This window comes from Opitutaceae bacterium, from assembly GCA_041395105.1.
Taxonomy (GTDB): domain Bacteria; phylum Verrucomicrobiota; class Verrucomicrobiia; order Opitutales; family Opitutaceae; genus B12-G4.
In genome coordinates this window covers 1-20,200 of sequence record JAWLBB010000007.1, presented here as the reverse complement: position 1 = coordinate 20,200, position 20,200 = coordinate 1, and the positions used below count along the sequence as shown (strand labels likewise).

At 60.9% G+C, this 20,200-nt stretch carries 14 protein-coding genes and 1 pseudogene; 4 read left to right on the top strand and 11 right to left on the bottom strand.

The annotated features are described in order from the left end of the window. Positions 1–38: 38 nt before the first annotated feature. Positions 39–2,843: a glycoside hydrolase family 2 TIM barrel-domain containing protein gene (locus R3F07_17260; GenBank protein ID MEZ5278134.1), complete on the bottom strand. Its 2,805-nt coding sequence runs from the start codon at positions 2,841–2,843 to the stop codon at positions 39–41. Between the two features lie 195 nt (positions 2,844–3,038). Between R3F07_17260 and R3F07_17255 the strand changes: the two genes are divergently transcribed. The 3 genes from R3F07_17255 to R3F07_17245 are packed head-to-tail and all read left to right on the top strand — an operon-like array spanning position 3,039 to position 5,800. Further along, entirely contained in the window at positions 3,039–4,199 is a 1,161-nt protein-coding gene (locus tag R3F07_17255) for a mannosyltransferase family protein (GenBank protein ID MEZ5278133.1), read from the top strand. After that, positions 4,165–4,773, top strand: coding sequence for a hypothetical protein (locus R3F07_17250; protein MEZ5278132.1), 609 nt, complete (start codon positions 4,165–4,167; stop codon positions 4,771–4,773). The genes R3F07_17255 and R3F07_17250 overlap by 35 nt, the downstream gene beginning before the upstream one ends. Before the next feature lie 13 nt (positions 4,774–4,786). Continuing rightward, positions 4,787–5,800: a glycosyltransferase family 2 protein gene (locus R3F07_17245; GenBank protein MEZ5278131.1), complete on the top strand. Its 1,014-nt coding sequence runs from the start codon at positions 4,787–4,789 to the stop codon at positions 5,798–5,800. Here R3F07_17245 and R3F07_17240 read toward each other — a convergent pair. The 4 genes from R3F07_17240 to R3F07_17225 form a co-directional block, all read right to left on the bottom strand. Further along, positions 5,787–9,227, bottom strand: a complete 3,441-nt coding sequence (locus R3F07_17240; GenBank protein ID MEZ5278130.1) for an acyl-[ACP]--phospholipid O-acyltransferase — start codon at positions 9,225–9,227, stop codon at positions 5,787–5,789. The two genes, R3F07_17245 and R3F07_17240, sit on opposite strands and share 14 nt — an antisense overlap. Positions 9,228–9,297: 70 nt before the next feature. Further along, a complete protein-coding gene (locus R3F07_17235) occupies positions 9,298–10,047 on the bottom strand; it encodes an alpha/beta fold hydrolase (GenBank protein MEZ5278129.1) in 750 nt (249 codons plus the stop codon). Between the two features lie 514 nt (positions 10,048–10,561). Beyond that, positions 10,562–13,330: a phosphoenolpyruvate carboxylase gene (locus R3F07_17230; GenBank protein ID MEZ5278128.1), complete on the bottom strand. Its 2,769-nt coding sequence runs from the start codon at positions 13,328–13,330 to the stop codon at positions 10,562–10,564. Positions 13,331–13,342: 12 nt separating this feature from the next. After that, a complete protein-coding gene (locus R3F07_17225; protein ID MEZ5278127.1) occupies positions 13,343–14,314 on the bottom strand; it encodes a sodium-dependent bicarbonate transport family permease in 972 nt (323 codons plus the stop codon). 326 nt (positions 14,315–14,640) lie between these two features. Between R3F07_17225 and R3F07_17220 the strand changes: the two genes are divergently transcribed. Beyond that, positions 14,641–14,946, top strand: coding sequence for a winged helix-turn-helix domain-containing protein (locus R3F07_17220; protein ID MEZ5278126.1), 306 nt, complete (start codon positions 14,641–14,643; stop codon positions 14,944–14,946). A gap of 28 nt (positions 14,947–14,974) precedes the next feature. On the opposite strand, the pseudogene R3F07_17215 reads toward R3F07_17220, so the two are convergent. From R3F07_17215 to R3F07_17190, 6 genes and pseudogenes are all read right to left on the bottom strand, one after another. Beyond that, positions 14,975–16,003 (bottom strand): annotated as a pseudogene (locus R3F07_17215) (Nramp family divalent metal transporter). Positions 16,004–16,101: 98 nt separating this feature from the next. Beyond that, complete coding sequence (locus tag R3F07_17210; protein ID MEZ5278125.1) at positions 16,102–16,248, bottom strand: hypothetical protein; 147 nt, start codon at positions 16,246–16,248, stop codon at positions 16,102–16,104. Between the two features lie 140 nt (positions 16,249–16,388). Continuing rightward, on the bottom strand, positions 16,389–17,444 hold the full coding sequence (locus R3F07_17205; GenBank protein MEZ5278124.1) for a Gfo/Idh/MocA family oxidoreductase: 1,056 nt from the start codon (positions 17,442–17,444) through the stop codon (positions 16,389–16,391). 60 nt (positions 17,445–17,504) lie between these two features. After that, positions 17,505–19,007: a hypothetical protein gene (locus R3F07_17200; protein MEZ5278123.1), complete on the bottom strand. Its 1,503-nt coding sequence runs from the start codon at positions 19,005–19,007 to the stop codon at positions 17,505–17,507. A gap of 85 nt (positions 19,008–19,092) precedes the next feature. Next, the gene (locus tag R3F07_17195; GenBank protein MEZ5278122.1) at positions 19,093–19,968 is read right to left on the bottom strand and encodes a sugar phosphate isomerase/epimerase family protein; all 876 of its coding nucleotides are present in this window, start codon (positions 19,966–19,968) and stop codon (positions 19,093–19,095) included. Continuing rightward, a partial coding sequence (locus tag R3F07_17190; protein ID MEZ5278121.1) for an amidohydrolase family protein occupies positions 19,965–20,200 on the bottom strand: 236 nt, incomplete at its 5' end. The genes R3F07_17195 and R3F07_17190, both read right to left, overlap by 4 nt.

Sequence of the window (20,200 nt, the reverse complement as noted above, 5' to 3'; positions counted from 1 at the left end):
AATCCCCATCCGCGACTCCCGGGCTCCTGGAAGAGAAATCACCGTGCCGAAGTCAACTCGAGCGACCCACCGACGAGGCCGGCCGAATTGACCCGGACGGTGATGATCCCCCCATCACCTTCATCCGCCCGGACAATCCCGCGGGCCAGGCCAAAAAACAGCCTCTGGGTGGCTTCGGCAAACGACTCCATCGATAAAGGATTGCCGTTGCCGGTCGCGTTCAGTCTTCCCGCGCCACTGACTTCGAACGTGACCTGGTTGTCGGCCAGCGGACAACGCCGGCCTTTTGCATCGACGGCCTCGACCGTGACGAATGCGAGATCCTCGCCGTCAGCTGAAAGGCGGGAGCGGTCCGTCGTCAGCCTCAGGGCAACCGGCTCACCCGCCGTCTCGACCATCGCCTCTCCGATCGCCCGGCCATCGCGGTAGGCGATGGCTTTCAGCTGCCCGGGTGCATAGGCCACTTCATTCCAACGCAGGCGGTAATCATAGGTGACATCGTAGTAATCGTTGTCCGATTTCCGGTCGTAGACGGCAAACTCGCGCAGACCCGGATGATGGCCCTGGGTTGATTCGCTGAAGGTCAGACGCAGGTAGCGGGACTCTGTATCCACATCGTGGAAGGCCCGGGTCGGGCCATTCCATTTGGGGTATGGCCTGGTGGGTTTGGCCACGATTGGTTTCCAGTTCAGGCCATCGGCGGACGCCTCCACGGTGTAGGCGTAGGCATTTTCCTTGGCATCCGTGTCGATGACCAACCGTTGGATGCCCACGATTCCGCCCAGGTCCAGCCGGAATGAGGCAGACCTGTCGTTCGCCGCGGCCGACCAGAGACTGTTCAGATTCCCATCCACAGCCGCAGCGGCCGGTCTCCCTTCGGATTCGCTGCTGGCCGAAGCCCGTCCATCGAGAGCAAGGTTCTGCGGGTGCTTCGGGCGCTCTGCTTTGCGGCGCAGACCGAGCGACTTGCCGTTCAGGAAAAGCTCGGCGGAATCACCGTTGGTGTAGACGAAGACCGGAACGTTGCGACCGACGCGTCCGGGCCAATTCCAATGGGGCAGAATATGCACGGTGGTCTCTTCCGGACGCCAGTGACTGCGATAAAGGTAGAAGCGGTCCTTGGGATGACCGCACAGATCGACGATCCCGAAATAGGAACTCCGGGCATCGTCTCCAAAAGGTGTTGGCTCGCCGAGGTAATCAAATCCCGTCCAGACGAACTCACCGGCCACAAACCGATCCTGCTCCATCAGCGCAAACTCGCGATCGGGCACATCCGCCCAGTCGGCGGAATTGAGATCGTAACTGCTGACCTGCAGGGTCGGCGAGCGGTCGATCCGCCGCAATGGGAGATCGGGTTCATAGTATCCGCGTGTACTGACGGTGGATGCCGATTCGCTGTAGATGATCGGTCGATGCGGCCACTGCCGGCGATAATTCATGTAGCGACGGTCATAATTCCATCCGCCGAGATCGAGCCCGGCAAAGTTTTTCCCATCAACCAGCCCCTGAATATGGCACCCTTGGGCAACCGGGCGGCTGTCATCGATTTCCCGCACAAAATCCGCCATCATCTGCACCCGCGCCGGATTGATGCCTTCCACCGCATCCTCACCGGTGAGCTCATTTCCGGTCGACCAGACGACAATGCTGGGATGATTAAAATCCCGCAGTACCATCTCCCGGATATGGCGCCGGCCAAACTCCGGGAGCGGTGGTTGCAGGTCGGGACGCCCCGCTGTCGCGTCATACTTGTCGAAAACTTCGTCCCAGACCAGGATTCCCATGCGATCACAGAGATCGAGGACTTCCGGAGCAGGCGGATTGTGGCTGGTCCGGAGGGCATTGACGCCCATCGACTGCATGATTTCGAGCTGACGCTCCGCCGCGCGCCGGTTGAAAGCCGCTCCGAGAGGTCCGAGATCGTGGTGGAGGTTCACCCCGTAGAGCTGGACGCGACTTCCATTGAGATGAAAACCGTCATCGGCGGTGAAAGCGAAGGTTCGGAAGCCAAACTGAACGTCAGTCTGATCCGTCGGCTTGCCGCCCTGCGAAAGAGTCACCTGAGCCGTGTAGAGAACGGGATCATCCACGTCCCAGCGTCTGACCCCCGCCACCTCCAGCACTTGGGAAACCGTTCGCTCCCTTTCAGGGAAGACAGTCACGGACTCCTCTGATGCAGCCACCTCCGATCCTTCAGGATCCAGAAGACGAACCTGCACGCGAATCATCGCCTGTTCCTCGAGATGATTGGCCACACGGGTGGCGACGGTGACGACATTGGGGGGAATTCCGGCGAGTTCGTCTCCATTTGTCCGAATCTGCACGCCATGGCGTGCGATATGAACCGGCTCGGACACGGTGAGAATAACCTTCCGGTAGATTCCCGCACCAGGATACCAGCGGGAGCCCCACCTTCGGGTGTCCACATGGACGGCTATCGTATTCGGTTTGCCCCATTCCACATGGGGGGTGGCATCGATGCGGAATCCAGTATAGCCGTAATCCCACGAGCCCGCTTCCCGCCCATTGATATAGATGACGGGAAAAGCCATGATGCCGTCGAAATCAAGCGTCACGCGGCGATCCCCATGACCGTCGGGCAGGTCAAAAGTCCGACGGTACCAGCCTTCCCCCTGCCACGGGAGTTTCCCGGTTCCCCCATCGGCCGCCGGATCGAACGGTCCCGCGATGGCCCAGTCGTGGGGGACCCGCACTTCGTCCCACCCTGAATCATCAAACAGAGCCTCCGCCACTTCGACTGGCGCTTCACCTCGATGAAAGCGCCAACCATCAGACATTGTCTCAACAAATGAACCGGCGGACAGACCCAGAGTTTGCATGGCGAAAAGCAAAAGGAAAAGCTGTAAGCGGGGTTTCATCCAAACCCATGGAGTGAATGTCGTCCCCCGGAAAGGAGCCAGCAAAATCATCGTCCTGGCCGGCCGTCGGAGATCCGCCACCGAGGCCATAACCAACACCGGAAGGACTCGACGTCGTCGCCGGATCGCGGTTGAATCATCGGCCTACAAGAGACGATGCCATTCCTCCGGACTCCGTTCAATCTCGACTCCCCCCAAAGCCGGTTCCTTCTGGTCGTTCTCGTATTCACCACGTCGCGACTGCTCAACCTCGCCCTCTTCGTCGCGACCGACGCGCATGTGGGCACCGAGTATCCGGACCTCGAGCGGCGAATCCAACTCTACGGTCACAAATGGGACAGCGGTTACTACTGGCATATCGCCACCCAAGGATACCGGGCGAACGATGGCGAGATCGCGTCCGGGCGAACCCGTCATGCGTTTTATCCACTGCTGCCATTGTTGACCCGGGGGTTGTCGAGTGCCACCGGTCTCGACATCAGCATCTCAGGAATCATCCTGAGCAACGCCTGTTTCCTCGGTGCACTCTGGTTCTTTGTCGCCTACTGCCGAACCCGGACAGATGATGCGACCACCGCAAGAGCCCTCCTGCTCATCGCGTTTGTCCCGCAGAACTTCATTTTCTCCGCCTTCTACACCGAAAGCCTCTTTCTGCTGCTCACCCTCGCGGCCTGGGTGAGTTTCGATCAACGCCACACGGCCCGGGCCTGTTTCTTCGCCGCCCTCCTGACCGCCACCCGCACGAACGGTCTCTTCATCATTGTCTATTTCGCGTTCGAAACCCTGAAGGAACTCCAGGGCCTGCGCACCCGAAATCTCAATTGGTCGGAGATGGGCCGGGCGATGACACCCTTCGTCCTTCCCATTGTCTTCACCCCGCTCGGTCTATTTGCCTTCTGGTGGTTCTGTTTCATCACGACAGGAGATGCCTTCGCCCAGAAATCGGCCGCATTTCACGGCTGGTCCGCCTACCTGGTAATCCCGTTCCACCCGCTGCTGGTTGGTTTCCTTGGCGATCCGAAAAACACCTTCTGGCTGTCAGCCGGCCTTTTCTTCCTCATCAGCTCCCTGCTGCTGCCCAAATACCGCCTTTATGGAGACTTCCTTTTCGTTCTGGCGAACCTCCTGCTCTTTTTCTCCAATCACCTCCCCCACAGCATGCTGCGTTACTGCATGGTACTCTTCCCCATCTATCTTGGTTTGAGCATGCTGACCCGACGGCGTCCGCTCGCCTTTATCGCCCTCCTTGCGCTCTTCATCTCGATCAACGCCTTCCTCTGTTATGCCTGGGTCACCAAGCAGCATATCGCCATCTGATCCGCGCCCCGCCGGCATCTGGGTTTCCGCCGCGCTGATCATTCTGATGATGCTCGGCTACATCACTTCATTCGCCATCTTTGTGACCCGGAGCGAAGATTTCATTCCGATCGAACGTCAGGCGCGCAGCGCCAGGCTGCATCTGCCCGTGGTGCTCGATCTGACCACAACCTCCGCACAACCAACCGCCCTCTTCGAGGGCTGGTCCTATCCGGAACCCTGGGGCACCTGGACGATCGGCGATCAGGCGAGTGTCCGCTTCCTGATCCCGGAGCTCAATCCCGGACTCCGCCTGCGGGCGCGGATCCACCTCGATCGATGCTTCGCCCCGTCCGCGGAAAATCCCGTTTCGATCGAAGTCTTCCTTGACCGGATCCGGCTGATCAATCGGACCTTCATCAGCTCGGATGCAGTCGTCCTGGAAGCCGACCACCTCCGCACACGCAGCGGAGATCGCCTCGATCTGGTCCTCCGGATCACCGGTGCCTCGTCCCCGATTTCCAGGGACCTGGGGAGCGACCACCGGATTCTTGGATTCGGCGTATCCAAAATTGAATTACTTCAAATCCCCTGATCCCACGCCAATCATGTCGACATCAGCCGCACCCGCCCTCTCTGCCGTCATCTGCTGCTATAACGAAGAGCCCAACATCGACGAGCTCCTCCGGCGAACCTCCGCGTCCTTCGAAGCCACCATTGGCCCAGCCTGGGAAATCGTCCTCGTCGACGACGGATCGACCGACGCCACCTGGTTGAAGATCTCGCAGGCCGGGAGTCTCGATCCGCGGATAGTAGGGATCCGCCTGTCCCGCAATTTCGGCCATCAGGCCGCGTTGACGGCCGGACTCGAGCATGCCGCCGGTAATCTGATCTTCATCCTGGACGCCGACCTGCAGGATCCGCCCGAACTCTTTCCGCGATTCCACCAGGCCATCATCGAGGGGGCCGATGTCGCCTTTGGCCAGCGGGTGGAACGGCGCGGAGAAACCGCCTTCAAGAGGGGAACGGCCCGTCTCTTCTATCGGGTGTTGAATTTCCTCTCCGATGCGCCCATCCACCGAAGCGTCGGCGATTTCCGCCTGATCACCCGGCCTGTCCTTGAGCTTTACCTCTCCCTTCCGGAAAATCACCGCTTTGCCCGGGGTCTGTTTTCGTGGCTCGGCGGCGTTCAGACCGCCATCCCCTACTCCCGTGACCCCCGCGCGGCCGGGGAAACCCACTACAGCCTGGCAAGGATGAGCCGTCTCGCCCTTGATGCCCTCACCGGATTCTCCACTGTCCCACTCCGATTCTGCGGCTACCTCGGAATCGTCAGCATCTGCTTCTCTCTCGGTCTCTTCGCCTATATCGCCGTATCCTATATAGCCTTCAACACCGCCCGGGGATGGACGAGCCTGGCCGCCATCGTGACCTTCTTCGGAAGTGCCCAACTCATTTCCCTCTCCATCATCGGCGAATATGTCGGGCGTGTCTACATGCAGAGCAAGGGGCGCCCGCACTATATCGCCTCATCCGCCGTCAATCGCCGCGAGATTCACCGCTCCATTCTTCTCGGGCGGTACCTGGAAGAAAAAGCGAATTCCGGGATCAATCCGGTTTGACTTCGTTCTCGCGTTCCAAGGTCACATAGTCCGGCTTTCCCGAGCCGAGGACCGGGAGATGCGCCCGGTGGATCAGAACCCGGGGAACCGCAATCTCAGGGATTCCACTCTCACGGGCGGCCCGGGCCAGCGCGCCCCGATCCGGGTCCGGCTTTTCCGTGACCAGGACGATTTCCTCGCCCTTGGACGGATGGCTCCGCGCCAGGGCGGCATGCAGGTGCTCAGGCCAGACCGCCGCGGCCAGTTCCTCGACCGCGGTAAGGGAAACCATCTCGCCCGCGATCTTGGCAAAGCGCTTGGCCCGCCCGAGGATGCGGACGAAACCCTCCGCGTCGACCGCCACAATGTCCCCGGTATCATACCAACCCTCCTCCGGTGGTTGCAGTTCACCGGGTCGGTCCGCCTTGTAGTAGCCCAACATGATATTGCCCCCGCGGACAAAGAGTCGCCCGACCTTCCCCTGGGAAGGGTGTTCCGCGTCCACACCGGGGACGGGCTCCGTCCTCCACTCGATTCCCGGAAGGAAACAGCCCACGGTCCCGCTCTTGTTGTGCATCGGCGTGTTCAAGGTCAGGGCCGGCGCGGTTTCCGTCGCTCCATAGCCCTCGAAGATGCGCACGCCGAAACGCTCCATCCAGGCGTCGCGGGTGCCGGCCTTCAATTTCTCCGCTCCGGCAAAGACATAGCGGACCGAAAAGAAATCATAAGGATGGGCCTTCCGCAGATAACCCGCCAGGAACGTATTGGTGCCGAAGAGCAGCGTTGAATTGGTCTGATAGACCAGCTCCGGAATGATCCCGAAATGCAGCGGGGTCGGATACATGAAGACCGGGACTCCGGCCAGCAACGGTGCCAGGGTTCCCCCGGTCAGGCCGAAGGCGTGGAAAATGGGCAGGCAGTTGAACATCCTGTCCTGCCGGTTGAAGTCGATGCGCGCCGTGAGTTGATGCCGGTTGGTCTGCAGATTGCGGTGCGAGAGAACGACGGCTTTCGGCGCGCCGGAGGACCCGGAGGTGAAAAGGATGATGGCAGGCCCGCCGGCATCAACGTGGGGACGGCCGCGGGTCCGGTAGACCCATCCCGGGGCCACCAGGTTGACCAGGATCCCCAGACGTCCAGGAAGCGACCGCCGCGCTATGTCCTCCAGGTAGCGGATCTGTGCGCCCGTCCCCTCCATTGCCTGAACCGCCGGGCCGAGTTTGGCCATTTCGACAAACCGACGGGAAGTCCAGACCACCCGCAATTTCGCGGTCTGACAGGCCGATCGCAGATTCGCCGGCCCGGCCGAATAGTTGAGCATGGCACAGACCCTCCCGGAGGACTGAACGCCGAAAAACGCCGCCACCGCCGCAATGCTGTTGGCAATGAGCAGGCCGACCGGCTCACCCACTTCGGTTCCCCGCGTCAGTTTCGGACCGAGAAAAAGACTCGCCGCCAGAAGACGGCGATAACTGGCGGGCTTGAAGTCGAGGTCGGTCAGGATGGAGAAGCCGCGACCATGAATCGCGGCGGCGTCGAGCAGACTCTCAAAGAGGGTCCTGTCGGTATCCGCCGTTTGGAGATACATGTCGGCGAGGATTTCATAGAGTTGCTCCGCCATGTAGCGACGCTTTTCACGCCCCCGCAACTCCGCCGGAGGGTGAAAAACCCGCGGCGGGAGGATGGTCAGCGTGATCTTGGGAAACCACCGCAGACGGGCTTTGCCGCGCATCCGCGAAAGCGGAGTATGGACGGCACCGTCGATCTGGACCGGCAGGAGATCGGCATCCGCCTTTTCCGCGACAAGCCCCGGACCCTCGTAGACTTTCATGAGCGCTCCGGTCACCGTGATGCGGCCTTCCGGAAAGATCACAATCGGGACGCCTTCGCGGGCCAGGGCGGTCAGCGCCTTGATCGCCATCGGCTTGGTCGGGTCGAGGGGGTGAACGTTGACCGCCCACAGAAAAGGCCTCATCCACCACTTGCGTGCAATCTGGGTGTTGATCGCGAAGGTCGGGCGGTCCGGCAGGAAGATGGTCAGGAGGGCGGCGTCAAGAAACGACGTGTGATTGGCAATGATGACGCGGCGCTTCCGCGCCTTTCCATAGTTCTCCAGTCCCCGCAGCTCGACCTTGTAGAGAACCCGCATCAACCAGCGAAAAACGGTATGGACCATGGATTCGGGAACCAGTGTCACCACATAAATGGATACCCCGATATTGGCGACGGCCAGGATCAGGATCACCCGGGTGGTCGACCACCCCGCGGCGAACATCCCCGCTGCCACAACGGCGATCAGCGTCATGAAGAGGGCGTTCATCACATTGTTTGCCGCGATCACCCGGGACCGGTGAGCCGGTTCAGCCCAGGCCTGGATCATGGCATAGAGCGGCACGCTGAAGAGGCCTCCGCAGATGGCGATTCCCCCGAGATCGATGATGACCCGAACCCCGGTCGCTGAGGCAAAGGAAAATGCCTCGGCCACAAATCGATCACCCAACCCGGCTGTCATCACGGCCACATCAATCATGAAGGCGGCCATGCCCAGACCGGCCAGGGGCACATACTTGGCCGTGATCTCTCCCCGCAGAATCCGGTTGCAGAGCAAGGAACCCAGACCGATCCCGACGGCGAAAATCACCAGCAGCGAGGTAACCTCGAACTGGGAACCATGGAGGTGATTGCGAACATAAGCCGGGACGAGGGTGAGCCAGAAGGCACCGATCAACCAGAACCACGACAAGCCAAGAATCGAGCGGAAGACGCCTCGCTGGGTTGCCGCGTAACCAATCAGGTGGGTGGTCGCACTGAATATGTTCCAGTTGATCTTCAGCGCTCCTTCCAACGGAGACGCTCTCGGCACCCAGAGACTCGCGACCCACCCGACGACCGCGATCAGGACAACGGCGACGCTCACCATCAGCGTGCCGTCCTCCAATACGATCAGCAAACCGCCGAAAATCGTCCCCACCAGGATGGAGAGAAAGGTGGCCGCCTCAAAGATGGCGTTGCCCGCTACCAATTCGTCTTCCCGCAGGTGAAACGGGAGAAGGCTGTATTTCAGCGGCCCGAAAAAAGCGGACTGCGCACCCATCAGGAACAGGGTGACAAAGAGGATCCACGGCAGACCCGAAATCAGGCCGACCGACCCGACCAACATGGCGAAGAGTTCCCAGGCCTTGACGTAGCGCACCATTCCCGCCTTCTCAAACTTGTCCGCAAGTTGCCCGGCGAAGCTTGAGAAGAGAAAGAACGGGATGATGAAAAGCCCGGCGATGATCTGTGTGACGATTTCCGGCTTCCAATCGTAAAGGTCAGCCAGTTGGAATGTCGCCAGGATCAGAACCGCATTCTTGAAGACATTGTCGTTGAATGCCCCAAGAAACTGAACCAGGAAGAGCGGCAGGAACCGCTTCGTTCCCAGCAGATGGATCTGATTGGTCGACATCCTCTGCCTGTTGTGAGCGGCTCTGGCGCGGGTGGCAAATGAAAGCGATCGGGTACTCGATGAGGCCGCCTCAGGGAAAACGGAAACCGACGCGTTCGTCAGTCGACCAGTCGTTGTGGGTGCCCTCAAGTTCGTGGTAGACGGCCCGAGGGAGGCTTGCCGCCAGTGCCCGGGCCTGGCCGACCGGGATTATCTCGTCCTGGGCGGCACCATAGATCTCAATGGGACCCGCGAAACCTCGCAGGGCCTCGGCATTGTCCCAGTTGTCGATCAGGAGCCAACGAACCGGCAGAAACGGCATCCGTTCCCCGGCGACATTTGCCAGTTCATCGAAAGGAACCAGCAGAATGATCTTGTCCGGCGGGTCGGTCAGCGCCCCGAGAACCGCAGCCGGACCACTGCCGAGCGACTCGCCCACCACGCAGACCGGGACACCGGGATACCGGCGACGCAATTCCCGATACGCTTCTTCGGCCGCCCGGTCGAGGCTCTCTTTCGTCGGCTTACCGGGTCGCCGCCCGTATCCCGGGTACTCCACCACGTAGACCGAATCATCCGGCATGAACCGGGACATGGCATAGGCCCGACCCGATGCCTGCCCTGCGTTGCCGTGAAGAAACAGCCAGACCACCGCTGGATCGGCTGCCAGCCGCCCGTAGCCGATGGTGACGTCGCCCAGGACCCAAGGCTCAAGATCCGATTCCGGTTCGTGATGGCTTGGCAGATAAATCATCCGGCGCTGATTCAGCGCGGTTCCAGCCAGGACGACAAGATAGACCACCCCGGTCAGCAGGATCAGAATGATGAAAGACTTCGGCATCCGCCCCATATGAGGTCGTTTGCGGCAGAACCATTCAATGAAAAAGGAAATCCCGACGGCAGGCATGTCCTCAAACCGTCCTCATCGAATGCAAGGTCTTTCGCTGATCGAGCTAATTTCGTGCATCCGCCCGACCGGTTCGGACTAATAACTGACTGAATCCAAACACGAAAACAATTTCATAAAACAAAACCATGATCACCACCATTATTCTCACCGTTGTTTTTGCCGCATTAGTCACGACCATCCTCGACGATCTTCGCCGGGAGGAAAACGCCTCCCGGGTTCTCGTCTCACGCCGATAGCCACCTCGTCTCATCCGATTCAGAGCCGCGCTCCCTTGGGGACGCGGCTCTCGCGGCGGCTCATTGGGCTGACCGTCCGGCAGGCGGATAGTGCATATTGAAACCGCATCGCACGTACAATCCGGAAGCCAAGGGCGCGAAGCGTTGCCGATCACCCGGTTTTTCCGGAGGGTATTCAGCCTCAATCGAAGGTCATATTGCGATCCGGTTCACCCGGTTGTCCGCAGACCGGCTGCAATCGCATTGACCGACTGAAGAACATCAAGCAGATCCTCATCCCGGCCCGAGCGCCGCCAGCGTCGAAGTCGGTGGATCTGTGCATTGTGCAGAAGCGACAGCCACTCGTCCCGATGGTGCAACGTCTTGTAAAACCGGGGACGCCGGACTTCAAGAGGATCCCCCATGATCGCCTCCAGGTGATGCCGGGTAAGTTCGTACTCTTCGAGGATCCGACCAAGGAACTCGCTCCTCAAGCCCGACTTCGCGACAAGGGAGGCGTAGGCTTTCATCCAATCGACCGAGGCGCTCTCGATGCTGGATTCGATATTGTAGAGAAGATACCGACTGAACGACCACCTCTTCCAGTCCCGGCAGAGTTCCCGGTAAAGGAATGCCTCATCCTTCTCAAGTGCGGCCAGCGCCGTCCCCACGCCGTACCACCCCGGAAGGAAAAACCGCGACTGATTCCAACTGAACACCCATGGGATGGCCCTAAGGTCCTGAAGACTGGACCGGCCCGATCGCCGGCTTGGGCGGGAACCGATCGAGCTGTTTTCAAGGGCGTCAATGGGAGTCGCCTGTCGGAAAAACTCAATGAACCCGGCACTCTCGACCAAAGCGGTATAGGCTGAGTGGCTTGTCCCTTTGAGGACATCCATGGCGCAGCGCAGTCCTTCCGGGTCCGGTTGCCCGCCGGTTTCTCCCAGCAGTGCGGCCCCGAGGCAGCCCGCCACGAGCAGCTCCAGATTGTGGGCAGCGGTCAGGTGATTGTTGTATTTCTGAGCGATCACCTCTCCCTGTTCGGTCGTCCGGGCCCCGTTTCGAAGAGAGCCCGGCGGCAGGGCTTCGAGAAAGCGGTGAGTCGGGCCGGCTCCGCGGCTGACCGTCCCACCGCGACCATGAAAAAAGCGAAATCCCAGACCCAGCCGTCCGCCGAGTTCCACCAGTCTACGCTGAGTCTCGTGAACCGCCCACTGACTCGCCAGGATGCCCGCATCCTTGCTGCTGTCGCTGTAGCCGAGCATCGCTTCGATCACCAGCGGCAATCGGGAATCCGACCCACCCGATGTCGACTTTCCATCCGGCAACTCCTGTCCGACGAGAGAATCGTCGAGAGAACGGTCCAGCCAGGGAAGGCTTCGCTGAGTCATGGGAAACCGGGCGAAGTCCTCGAGAATCCCTCCGCAGCGGTCGAGGTCGTCCAGTGTTTCAAAGAGCGGAGTCACCCTGACCAGGCAGACCGGGCCCTCTTCCGTCATCCGGGTCAGTCCGGCCTCTCGGCAGAGGGCATAGGCGACGAGCAGATCGGAAAGCGAGCGGGTCATGCTGATGATGAACGAGCCGATACCCCTGCGGCCATGAGAGCGGAGCGCATCCGCAACCGTTTGAAGACTCGCGACCGCCTCCATGGCCTCCGGACCGAGCGGGCTCCCCGGCTGGGTGAACGGTCGGGACACCGCCAATTCCCGGCTCAGGAAATCCACCCTCTCCTGCTCGCTCCACTTGCCGAAGCTCCCCCCGTCGGGAATGCCCGCGGCCACCAGCAGCTGGGTCATGGCCTTGTCGTGAAAGCTGCTGTTTTGCCGGATATCGAGGGAGGCAAGGTGAAAACCGAAAGTATCCACAAATCGGATCTGCGGAACAACAAAATGGGCGGCCAGCCGCCCTGCCCCCACCTGCTCGAGCAGATGTTCAAGCCGAACGAGGTCGGCCCGCAGTTCCGAAGCTGTCCGGTAGCTCGAATCCCGAGAAACCGGTCCCGGCAGTCTCCGGATCATCAGGTCGACAAACGCCCCCCATGGTTCTTCCGTTCCCGTCGCCGATTCACCGTAGGCAGGAAAGTCCCGCTCGAGAAGCGCAGAGAGTTCCTCGGGCGGAGGCTGCGCAAAGACCGAGAGAACAACCGAGCGACGCAGTTCCCGCAACCGCCCGGCCAGCGTTTCAAGAGCCCGCGCCCGGAACGTCGCGAAGGTTTCAGCCGTAAAAGCGGCGGTCACAAATGGATGCCCGTCACGGTCACCGCCGACCCAATTGCCCATCCGGAACCGGGGCATGACGGGACGTCCGTTCCTGAGGGCGAGAAAGCCCGACTCACGGGCCGCATCGAGGAAGCGCCGGTCGACCAGCTCAAGAGCGGGCGGGAATTTCTCCGTGAGGTAGTGGATGACATTGTCGCGCTCGGTTTCGACCAGCGGTTTGTTCAGGAGGATCTCCCCTGTTCGCCAGAGCAGTTCGAGAGTGGCCTTGATCGAATCCCGGATGCCCTCGCGCTCCCGCGGAGTGAACATCTGGTTTTCCAACTGGACAAGCAGCACGTAGAGCCGCCGCTGCAGATCAAGGACGGACCAGCGTCGGGCTTCCGTCGGGTGACCGGTCAGGACCGCTTCGACCGGAATCTCGTCAAGCGACCGGGCAAACGCATCCAACCCCACCCCGGCGGCCTTCATCCGCCGGAACCAATCGCCCCACATCCCCGGTTCGGCGGCCGGACCCGAAGTCGCCTCCCGGTTCCGAATGATCTGGTTGGCCGCGTTCTCCTCCACCAGGTTGAGCAATTGAAAGGAGAGGGAAATCGCCTGCACTTCAATCCGGGAAAGACCGCGCCTGGGATTGGGAGGCGGCAACTCGACCAACCGGGCCGCCGCCGGCTGGCCGATCTCGAACAGCATCTCGCGGGTGCAGGAAAAGAGGAATTCCAGATCCTGATCGATCTTGCGGAATCCCTTGCGCGAAAGACGGCGGAATGACGGGTTCTTCATAGAGGTGGCGGTTCAACTCCCGATGAACGCTCTGGCCAGACCGAAATAGAGAGGAATGCCGACCGCAAGATTGAACGGGAAGGTAATGCCGAGAGACGCGGTGATGGAATACCCGAGGTTGGCGTCCGGAAGAGCGATCCGGACCGCGGCCGGGGCCGCTATGTATGAGGCGCTCGCCGTCAGAACCGCGAAAAGGGTGGCCCCGCCGACCGAGAGGCCAAGCCAGCCGGCCAGCAAGAGTCCAAAGCATCCCTGAACGAGAGGGAGGATCATCCCCATCGCGATCAAACCCCAACCCACCCCGCTCAAGTCCTGGAGGCGGGCGCCCGCCACAATCCCCATCTCAAGGAGGAAGAGAATGAGGACTCCGTAGAACGGATCAACGAAGAACGGGGCGGCCCGCTTCATCCCTTCCGCTCCCGCCACTGCTCCGATGACCAATCCGCAGATGAGCAGGAAGATGCTGTTGCCGGTGACCACTTCATGCAATGCCTTCCAGATGGGCGCCTCCCGGTCCCGCTGGAAATGTTTGCCGAGGAATATGGCCACCGCAAGGGCAGGGATTTCCATCACGGCCATCAAAGCGGGCAGAAACGACTCCGACTGGACTCCGTTTGACGTCAGGAATCCGTAGCAGGCCAGAAACGTCACGGCCGAGACCGATCCGTAGTGGGCGGCCAGGGAAGCGGCGTCGGCCACCTTCGGCACCACCAGTTTCCAGGCGACAAAAAAGACGACCACCGGAATGATCGACCCGGCGAAAATCGTCGCGGCCAGCGGCCAGGCCACCGCGGCCAAACCGGTTTCGCTGATCGAGACACCGCCCTTGAAGCCGATGGCAAAGAGCAGGTATATGGTGATCGCCTGATAGATCGGTTCCGGAAAGCGGAACGGACAGCGGATAAGAACCGCGATCACTCCGGCCGCAAAGGCGAAGATCGGCGGCGAGAGCAGATTGGTCAGCAGCAGTTCAAGTGGATTCATAAATCAGGAGAATCGATGTGGGGACCGTGTTCGGCCATCCGGCACCGCGGATCGGCCGGAATCACTCTCGCCGGCAGGGAAACCATGCGAGCTGCAACGCTGAGTCGACGGGCCGGAATTCACCACTTCTTGCGAAATTAAAAACATGAAAACGTTTTCGTTAAAACACCCTGGGGCAAAATGAGTCAATCGTCTTGTCACACTTTTTTTCCGTGAATCCCAAATCATTTCAGAGAATCCCGGAACCCGCGTCTCCGCCCTCAAGGTGAAAAAGGGTTTGCGAAATCATTTTCGCTGATCATCATTCCCCAAACCCCGCCCTCCCAATGAATCCAGAACCGTCCCACAGAGCCGGCAGTCTCTCCCAGAGCTGGAATTTCCTCTCCAATCACGCCCACGTCATCATCTGTCTCCACCGGAATCCCGATCTGGTCATGCGGGAGATTGCCCGGCAGGTGGGGATCACTGAACGGGCCGTCCAGAAGATCGTGGCTGAATTGGAAGCCGCCGGCGCCATCACCCGCAAACGGGAAGGCCGGCGCAACCATTACCTGATCAACCGCTACGTCCCCCTGCGGCATCCCCTCGAGTCCCACCGGACAGTCGGTGACCTGCTCAACCTGGTAAACTGATCCAAGAGTGGATTGATCGGCCGTCTTTTCAGCGAATTGCACCAATCCGCTCGATCAGCTCAAAGACGAAGATTGTGCCAAAGAGGATGAGCGAGAGAATGAGCAGCACATTGATCCAGGGCGGATTTCGAAGGTCTCCCACCCAGGTTCGACGGTTGTTCATGACGAGCAGGACTCCGGCCAGAAAGGGCATGAAGAAAGCTCCGGCCACCGCGTAGAGGATGACAATGGCCAGCGGGCTCCTGAAGGCCAGCATGAGGAGGGGCGGAAAAGCCAGAAAGACAAGGAACCAACGATAGGACCGGCTCCGCGGGAGCGGCCGATTCTCCGCGCCATCATGCTCGGTTCCCCGATGGCCGAACATGGTTCGCACGGTATCCGCGAACAGGTAGGGAACACCCTGCCAGACACCCAGCATCGAAGTAAAAACCGCACACCAGAAGCCAACCAGGAAGGCCGTCCGGCCATAGGGGCCCACCAATTGGTCCAGGCGGTCGGACAGGGCGAGGATGAGTCCCGTGCCCGACGCATCGGCCGGGTTGGCTTCGGCAGCGATGATGATGAGGGCTACCCCGAAAAGCCCGGTCAGCAGGTAGGCACCGGTCAGATCGAGGATCGATCGGCGGTGAGCCTGGAGACCGGTCCATCCTTTTTCCCGGATCCAATAGCCGTAACAGAGCAGCGTCGCACTGCCGCCGACTCCACCCATCACGCCAAGCAGAAACCGGGGCGAGCCGTCAGGGATGGTGGGAATCACCAAACCGGTGAGAATCTCGGCCGGTGGCGGAGAGAGCAGTGCCGCGCAGATGATGACCAGGACAAACATCGCCCCGATGAGGATCTTCATCAATCGCTCGAAGCCTTCATAGCGACCCCACCAGACCAGACCGAAGGCGACCACTGCGTGAAGTGTGCTCCAGGCCGCGACCGGCAGGCCGGTATCCGGAAACAACGCACCGGCGGCCACCCCGCAGGCCGATGACAGCGCCGCGGCCACCAGAAAGCTCCAGAGCACAAGGTAACCCAGAAAATACCAGGAAATCCATCGCGGAAGCCGCGAACTCCAGCCTTTCGATCAAGGTCGAACCGGTCGCCAGTTGCCAGCGTGAGACCCTCTGGCATTGAGCACCCACTTGAACAAGGCCCCAGAAGCGACTATCGAACGGCCAGTCCGGAACCGATGACCGCCGCACCGGCCGCGATGAGATCCCCGCCCTCTACCCCGGTCGCCGCGACAAAGCCGGGACCGAGAATCCGCCACCAGGATGGTTCGGTTTGGCCGCTTGTTTGGTTCGAAGGCATTGGGGATCGAAGAGTGCAGCGGAGGCGCGGAGTACTGAGTCAGGGGGTAATGAGCTCTGGGTGGCGGGTCCGCCACGGGCCATACCCCGGCCCATACCGAATCTCTGAGCCTCTGCGTCTCTGCGCGAGACCAAAACCCATCAGTCGGCCAACTCCACCACCTGGCCGGTCTGGGCCGATTCGTAAGCGGCACGCACAATCGCCACCGCGTGGCGGCCATCCTCACCCGGTATGGCGGGTGGACGACCCTCCCGCAGGGCATGGATCAGGTCCACGATCTGCAATCGGTGACCTTCGCAGGATACGGCCCGCGGATCCGCCGTGCCCCCTTTCAGTCCCGAGGACACCCGGCCTTTACGGATCTCTTCGTCACCCGGCAATTCGTCGGCGAAATCCCACTGCTTGATCGTGTCGTCCTCCAGAATGATGGAACCCTGGTCGCCGCAGATCTCGATGCGGCGCGCATATCCCGGCGAACAGGACGTTGCGCACTCAATGACCCCGAGTGCGCCGTTTGCATACTGCACGGAGGCCACCAATGTATCCTCAACTTCAATACGTTCATGTGCGAGGCTTCCGGCGAAGGCGTGGACCCGACCCGGCATGCCGACCAGCCACTGCAGCAGATCCACGTAATGAATGGCCTGGTTCATCATGGCCCCGCCACCATCAAGGGCCCAGGTTCCGTGCCATCCGCCCTCATCGTAATAGGCCTGCGAGCGCCACCACTTGATGTAGGCACTGCAGAGGGTGAGTCGGCCAAAACGACCGGCCTCCATGGCTGCCTTGACGGTGCGGGCCCCGATGCCCAGCCGCGAAGGAAAGACCGCCGCGAGAAGGCGGCCATTCCGCCGGGCCGCCGCGATCATCCGGTCGACCCGCTCCAGGTTGATTTCCAGCGGTTTTTCGCAGAGCACGTGTTTCCCCGACTCGAGAGCCGGCACCGCAATCTCCTCGTGGGCGCCGCTCGGCGTGGTCACACAGACCACGTCGATGTCCGGAGCAGCCAGCAATGATGGAAGATCGGCCTCCACCCGCGACCCGAATTCCCGCGCAAAAGCCCGCGCCTTGTCCCCGTTCCGGTTGAACACGGCCCGGAGTTCAGCGCCCTCAACCATCCCAATGGCCGTCGCATGGGTCTCAGCGATCGCGCCGGTCCCGACTATGGCAAATCCGATATTCCCTTTATCAGTCATGGATCTCGTCGGCAATCGTGCGCGTCCGCCCGAAGGTGGCAAGGCGCGACCGCGTGAATCCTACTCATACCAGATCGGGCTGATCCAGGCCATCTGGCCGTCCGATTGGAGGACGCGGGCATAGACAAAGCCGGCCGCCGCGTCCACCGGTGGTTCAAAGACTGATTCGTGCAGGAACGTGAATTCCCGTTCCGGAACGGCACGATGCAGCTTGAGGGCCGGGGACCCGAAGCCGCTGATCGGTCGGCCGATCGAACCGCAGGCCAGTTCCTGCACCGGCAAATCGAAGTCCACGTCGCCCGCGGTCACCCTGAGCCGGGACCTGTCGCCAAGGTCAAGGTCCAGCACCACGGCCTGCGTGCCGCCCGCATTGAAGTGTGTTCCCCCGGTCATGCCGGACGGGTTGGCCAGCGCCCGGGCCAGCCACCGGACTCCGGAATCATCCTGCTCCACGATTTCCTCGGAGGAGGCCATCTCATCCATCGGGTAATCGCTGTGACGGAAACACCGTTCCACGCCGAGCAACCTGCCGTCATCAACCCGGCAACTCACATCCCAATCCGATCTTTGTTTCTCCCGGCCCCAACCACATTCGATCTTCACCTTGTACCTTCCAGGAACAAAGCCGAAGTCAAGATCCGGACCCGCTAGTCGCCGAACCCGGCAACGGCCGTTGGATCCCTCGATCAAATCCACCCGTTCAATCGGGCCGTTGCCTTCGATGCACAGCCGAATCGGCATTCTGGCCTCTCGACCGACCACCTGTCCGATGCCACCCGCTCCCATTGCGAATTCGACGCCAAAACGCCCCCCCGTTGAAGCGACAGTCCGCCGGTTCATCATGCCGTCCCAGATCGAAGAAAGATCGAGCTTCTCCGCAAGAACCCCGATCCGGCCGTGACCATAGTGCCCCGGGTAACCGTCATGGCTGTCGGTCCCGGCTGAGAACCCGAAGCGGTGGCCCAGAAGCAGGCCACGCCGCACCATCGATCCGCCCACCCGCGGCCCCATGCTGTGGTGGTATTCGTAACCGGCATCGTCCGCTTCGCCACAGCCATGATTGGAATAGATTTCGACCAATGGGGTCACTTCCGGGATAAAGGCCTCCCAATTGAGACCCCGATGACCCTTGGGGTACCCACAATGATGGGGCATGAGGATGAAGGGCGCCTCCTCATTCGCCAGGCGAGCCGCCAGGCCGGCGAGGTCCGGACCATCGACGAGGGGCACCTGGTGCGATCCGAAATAGGCGTTGTAATCGCCATATTCCCGAGAGTGCCATTCGTAGCTGGGCAAGGTAACGAATTCCCCAGGTCGGTTCGAGGCCTCCATCTTGTGCAGCAGATCGCCCCAGTAGCGCTGCAACTTGGCGAACCCTCCGAGGTGGTAGAGGATGATGGCGTTGTGACGCTGAAGATCCGTCGGCATGTCCGGCCAGAAGGCATGGCCCGTGATGGAGACAAAATCGAGATGCTGCCTCGCATTGTTCAGAACCCGTTCCGGATCACCGTGCCCATAGCTGACCGCACAGTGATTGTGGATGTCTCCCCAGTAGGTCTTCATGACAGTCCGGGACTCAGAGCTGAAAGGGCTTCTTCAATCGGATACAACCCCGAACAAGACGGCAGCTTGAGGACATGAGGATCCATCAAGCCGTATCGACCCGGCGTTCGGCGATCCCGGCGACCATCGCTTCGAGCATTCGCCCATATTTCAGGTAGGACGAGCGCATGGCTTCGGGATCGGGATCCTGGTCCTTGACGTGCACGAGGCTGGCCAGGTGGGGTTCAATCGCGATGACCCCGGAATAACCGCCCTTCAGCAGGTCGGTCAGGACCTCCCGCACCATGGCGTCACCTTCCCCCGGATAGGTGAAGGCCGAACTGTGCCCACCTTTCGGATTGCGGCGGGCATCCTTGACGTGCACGTAGCGGATGAGGTCCTTCACCCCCACGTAGTATTCCCACGTGGGCAGGCCGTGGCTGACCGTATTGCCGATATCAAAGAGAACCACCAGGTTCGGACTGTCGATGGTCTCGATCAGTTCCCGCGTCTGGGCGGGACCGAGACCGGCCCAACCGGTGCAGTTTTCGTGGGCAAGGAAGACGCCGCCATCCTCCGCGACTTTCGCCAGTTCCCGGTAACGACGAATGGTCTCGCGCCGCCATTCGGCCTTATTCACCCCTTCGCCGATCCAGCTCATCGTCCTTATGAATCGCGTCCCCAACCTCTGCATACGCGGAATGGCCGTCTTCAGCTCGTCCAGATCGAGCGAAAAATCGCCGGTGATCGGTCGACTCCAGTTGGCGATGGCCGAAGCGAAGGACGTCACCGTCATCCCTGCGGCGTCGAGGGTATCGGCCGTCCGGGCAAAGGCATCATCCGCCAGAGCGCCGGCCGCATTTTTCCCGTCGACCAGCCGCAACTCAATGGCCTTCCAGCCGAGTTCCCGATGAACAGCGATCTGTCCGGCGATATCGTGCGCTGCTTCATCCGCAATTCCAGTGAGGGTTGGGGGGCTCATGATGTCTGAGGTGCCGCGACCAGTTTCTCCGCATTTTCCCGGAAGATCTTCACCCGGGTCTCCGGCGTGAGATCGAGGGTCTTGAGGAAATCCATCAGATCACCCCCATAGTAATCACGTCCAAAAAGCAATCGATCGGCAAAACGATTGAGGAATCCGGCGGCATGGGCCGGGTCGCGCTTCAGGGCATTGAGGCCCGATCCGGCCGACAGGTCCGCGTATAGATTCGAGT

Excerpts from the sequence above, each read along its gene's own strand:
- R3F07_17235 (MEZ5278129.1), bottom strand. The coding sequence starts at position 10,047 with ATGCCGAAGTCTTTCATCATTCTGATCCTGCTGACCGGGGTGGTCTAT.
- R3F07_17230 (MEZ5278128.1), bottom strand. The coding sequence starts at position 13,330 with ATGAAGAACCCGTCATTCCGCCGTCTTTCGCGCAAGGGATTCCGCAAG.
- R3F07_17210 (MEZ5278125.1), bottom strand. The coding sequence starts at position 16,248 with ATGCCTTCGAACCAAACAAGCGGCCAAACCGAACCATCCTGGTGGCGG.
- R3F07_17245 (MEZ5278131.1), top strand. The coding sequence starts at position 4,787 with ATGTCGACATCAGCCGCACCCGCCCTCTCTGCCGTCATCTGCTGCTAT.
- R3F07_17260 (MEZ5278134.1), bottom strand. The coding sequence starts at position 2,843 with ATGCAAACTCTGGGTCTGTCCGCCGGTTCATTTGTTGAGACAATGTCT.
- R3F07_17255 (MEZ5278133.1), top strand. The coding sequence starts at position 3,039 with ATGCCATTCCTCCGGACTCCGTTCAATCTCGACTCCCCCCAAAGCCGG.
- R3F07_17225 (MEZ5278127.1), bottom strand. The coding sequence starts at position 14,314 with ATGAATCCACTTGAACTGCTGCTGACCAATCTGCTCTCGCCGCCGATC.
- R3F07_17205 (MEZ5278124.1), bottom strand. The coding sequence starts at position 17,444 with ATGACTGATAAAGGGAATATCGGATTTGCCATAGTCGGGACCGGCGCG.
- R3F07_17240 (MEZ5278130.1), bottom strand. The coding sequence starts at position 9,227 with ATGTCGACCAATCAGATCCATCTGCTGGGAACGAAGCGGTTCCTGCCG.
- R3F07_17200 (MEZ5278123.1), bottom strand. The coding sequence starts at position 19,007 with ATGAAGACCTACTGGGGAGACATCCACAATCACTGTGCGGTCAGCTAT.
- R3F07_17195 (MEZ5278122.1), bottom strand. The coding sequence starts at position 19,968 with ATGAGCCCCCCAACCCTCACTGGAATTGCGGATGAAGCAGCGCACGAT.
- R3F07_17220 (MEZ5278126.1), top strand. The coding sequence starts at position 14,641 with ATGAATCCAGAACCGTCCCACAGAGCCGGCAGTCTCTCCCAGAGCTGG.
- R3F07_17250 (MEZ5278132.1), top strand. The coding sequence starts at position 4,165 with ATGCCTGGGTCACCAAGCAGCATATCGCCATCTGATCCGCGCCCCGCC.